5 protein-coding genes are annotated in these 3,791 nt (G+C 30.1%); all 5 read left to right on the top strand.

Going from position 1 to position 3,791, the window contains the following annotated elements:
• On the top strand, positions 1-881 hold an 881-nt coding region (locus tag ACTHW2_RS11765; protein WP_442264107.1), incomplete at its 5' end, for an HAD-IC family P-type ATPase.
• Between the two features lie 16 nt (positions 882-897).
• Positions 898-2,364, top strand: coding sequence for a multicopper oxidase family protein (locus ACTHW2_RS11760; RefSeq protein WP_442264106.1), 1,467 nt, complete (start codon positions 898-900; stop codon positions 2,362-2,364).
• A 17-nt stretch (positions 2,365-2,381) separates the two neighbouring features.
• Entirely contained in the window at positions 2,382-2,618 is a 237-nt protein-coding gene (locus ACTHW2_RS11755; RefSeq protein WP_442264105.1) for an SHOCT domain-containing protein, read from the top strand.
• Between the two features lie 46 nt (positions 2,619-2,664).
• Positions 2,665-3,111, top strand: coding sequence for a DUF305 domain-containing protein (locus tag ACTHW2_RS11750; RefSeq protein ID WP_442264104.1), 447 nt, complete (start codon positions 2,665-2,667; stop codon positions 3,109-3,111).
• 420 nt (positions 3,112-3,531) lie between these two features.
• The gene (locus ACTHW2_RS11745) at positions 3,532-3,762 is read left to right on the top strand and encodes a four-helix bundle copper-binding protein (RefSeq protein ID WP_442264103.1); all 231 of its coding nucleotides are present in this window, start codon (positions 3,532-3,534) and stop codon (positions 3,760-3,762) included.
• Positions 3,763-3,791 lie beyond the last annotated feature (29 nt).

Genomic DNA, 3,791 nt, shown 5'->3' with positions numbered 1-3,791 from the left:
ATTTTATAGAAATATTTGATAAAAATTATACTGAAGAAAAGATAATAGAATATGCTGCAACACTTGAACAAAATTCTGAGCATCCAATAGCAACTGGAATAATAAAAACACAAGAAGATATGGAATTATCTACTTTGGATATGTCAGATTTTCAAGCTATACAAGGAAAAGGTGTAGAAGGAACTATAGATGGTGAACATATATTGGTAGTAAGTCCTGGATATTTAAAAGAAAATAATATTGAAGTACCTAAAGATCTACCAGAACATGGTGTATCAACTAATGTATTTTTAATAATAGATGATAGATTGATTGGAGCAATAGGACTTTCAGATAGGATAAGAGAAGAATCATATGATGCAATAAGGCGTCTTAAAGAAGAAGGAATTACAACGTGGATGCTTACAGGTGATAATGAAAAAACAGCAAAGCAAGTATCTGAAGAATTAGAAATGGATGGATATTTTGCAGAAGTATTGCCTGAACAAAAACAAGAGAAGATTAAAGAACTGCAATCAGAAGATAGATTTGTAGCAATGACTGGAGATGGAGTAAACGATGCCCCAGCGCTAGCTCAAGCTGATGTAGGCATAGCAATTGGTTCTGGTACAGACGTTGCAGCTGAAACTGCAGATATTATACTCGTGGATTCTAACCCAGAAGATGTAGTATCTCTTATTGACTTTGGTAGAGCTACCTATAAAAAAATGATACAAAACCTTATATGGGCAACAGCATATAATGTAGTAGCAATACCACTTGCAGCAGGAGTACTATATGGTATTGGAATAGTTATATCTCCAGCAGTAGGGGCTGTATTTATGTCACTAAGTACAATAATAGTTGCAATAAATGCTAATCTTCTTAAATTAGAAAGATAAATATGGGGATGATTTAATGAATAAAAACTTAAAATGGTATTTTCTTATAGGTATTTGTACAGTTCTTTTTATGATATATGGTGTTTACTCTTTTACTGATATAGGTAGAGAGTCAAGGAGAGATAGGAAAAGAATAGAGGAACCATTAGTTAATAATGAAAAAGAAAATGGAAATAAATTGCCTATACCACCTCTTTTAGAAGATAAAAATCATGAAGAAGGGAAAGTAGAATTTGATCTAAAAGTACAATATGGCAAAACAGAATTTATAAAAGGGTATGAAGCAGATACTCTAGGATACAATGGAAATTATCTAGGACCTGTAATAAGAGTAAATAGAGGCGATGATGTAAAGATAAATGTAGATAATAAATTAGACGAGCCCACCACAGTTCACTGGCATGGATTAGACGTTCCAGGAGAGATGGACGGTGGTCCACATCAAATAATAGATTCAAATACTACATGGAAACCATACTTTACAATAGATCAACCTGCAGCAACACTTTGGTATCATCCACATTTACTGCATAAGACAGGTGAACAGGTATATAAAGGTCTAGCAGGACTTTTTATTATAGAAGATGACAAATCTAAAGAACTAGATATCCCAAAGGAATATGGAGTCAATGACATTCCACTGGTCATTCAAGATAAAAGATTTACTAGGAATGGAAATATTCCTTATGATTTAGATATGAGAGATATTATGGATGGATTTTTGGGAGATACAGTGATAATAAATGGAGCAATAAATCCTGAACTAGATGTTAAAAATGAAGTAATAAGATTAAGACTTTTAAATGGTTCAAATGCAAGAACGTATGACTTTAACTTTAGTGATAATTCTAAATTTCATCAAATAGCGTCAGATGGAGGCTTTTTAAAAGAAAGTGTAGAAATGACAAATGTCTCACTTGCGCCAGCTGAAAGAGCAGAAATATTATTAGATCTATCAGACTATAATGTGGGTGATAAAATAATTCTTAGAGATTATGATTACAATTTAATGACTATAAATGTAGTGGAAGATAGTAATAAAAAGATGGAAATCCCCAAAAATCTAGTAGAAATAGATGATTATAATAAAGATGATATAGTACGATCGAGAGAATTTGTAATGAGTGGCTCAGGACATATGGTAAATATAAATGGAAAGCAAATGAATATGGATAGGATAGATGAAGAGTTAAATTTAGGAGAATTGGAAGAATGGATAATAAGTAATGATTCATCAGGCATGGGAATGATGAGTTCTACACCACATCCATTTCATATCCATGGAATACAGTTTAGAATAATTGAGAGAAATGGTAAAACTCCACCATTAAATGAAAGAGGCTGGAAAGATACTGTAATGGTGGATAATGGAGAAGAAGTAAGAATCTTAGTTAGATTTAGAAATAAAGGGTTGTTCATGTATCATTGTCATATATTAGAGCATGAAGATTCGGGGATGATGGGACAATTCTTAGTAGATTAATTTAAAGGAGTGTTTTTATGCATCGTGGATTTAGAGGTATGCCATATAATATTATGGGTAGTTGGATAGTACCAATAATATTGATAGCTATAATAGGTATATCTATATATATGATAGTAAATAATAAAAAAGACAATAATAATACTAGAAGTAATTCAGCCTTAGAGATATTAAACGAGAGATATGCTAAAGGTGAGATAAATGATGAAGAATATAAGAAGAAGAAAGAGAATCTAAGAAATTTAAAAGAATGAGGAATATTTGATTATAAATTTATCAAAGAAAAAAGGAGTGTTCAAGATGAAAAAAAGTTATACTAAGTTTTTAGGAATGATAATTACTTCTGCTGTATTGATGTATGGGGTTATGTATCTTAACACATATCAATTAGATCATGTATTCTTTAGTGAAATGAGGCTATATATGACCATACTTTCAACGTGTGTTATGGCAGTAGTAATGCTTGTATTTATGCTTCATATGTTAAAGGATAAAAAGATGAATATGGCTATAGTAGGAATAAGTTTATTAGTATTTGTATCTTCATTTTATTTAATGAGAAATCAGACTACAATAGATGATGTAGATTATATGGAAGGTATGATTCCTCATCACTCTATAGCAATTTTAACTAGTAAACGTGCAAATATAAAGGATTCTAGGGTTAGGAAATTAGCAGATGATATAATCAAAGCCCAGGAAAAAGAGATAAAAGAAATGAAAGAGTTAATTGAAAATCTTAAATAACAAAAGGAAAACAATAAGATGAAAAACTTTGAAGGTCGAAGTGAATAAACTGGTATTCCATAATAGGTGGAAGATTATTTCAAATTCAATAAGTAGTTATAAGACTTCAATTATAATTGAGAAAAATTACCTTTAAAAGATTGTCCAATCTTTTAAAGGTAACTTTTCATTATTTTATATATGTGTCTAGAAATGTTAGGAATCCCATTAACGACTCTATTCTTATCTAAAATTACTATAGTTAATATTTTTTAAATGCGATTCATTTGTAATTGAAATAATTTCAAGTAGAATGTTTGAGGTTAATAGAAATTTTAAGATGAGCTCTTAAAATCATAAATTATTTATGAATATAAAAATCTATGATTACCAATAATATATTTGAACAAGAAAATTAGAAGATAAGAGGAGAGGTTTTACATGGGAGTTGTAACAAATACAAACAATAAAATGCAAGCATGTATAGATGCTTGTACAAAATGTTCTCAAGCATGCTATGAATGTTTTAGTGAATGTTTAAATGAACCTGATTTAAAGGAAAGAAAAGATTGTGTTAGTATATTAGTAGAATGTGCTATGATGTGCCAAATGTCAGTAGCTATGATGTCAATGAATGGGCAATTCTCTAACGGTAGATGTCAATATAGTTGACGCATTAATTTTAAATTAATTAATTATTT

The sequence above is a fragment of the Tissierella sp. genome (assembly GCF_052089545.1).
Classification (GTDB): domain Bacteria; phylum Bacillota; class Clostridia; order Tissierellales; family Tissierellaceae; genus Tissierella_A.
Note: the sequence above shows the minus strand (reverse complement) of the source record. Positions and strands in the feature narration are given on the sequence as shown.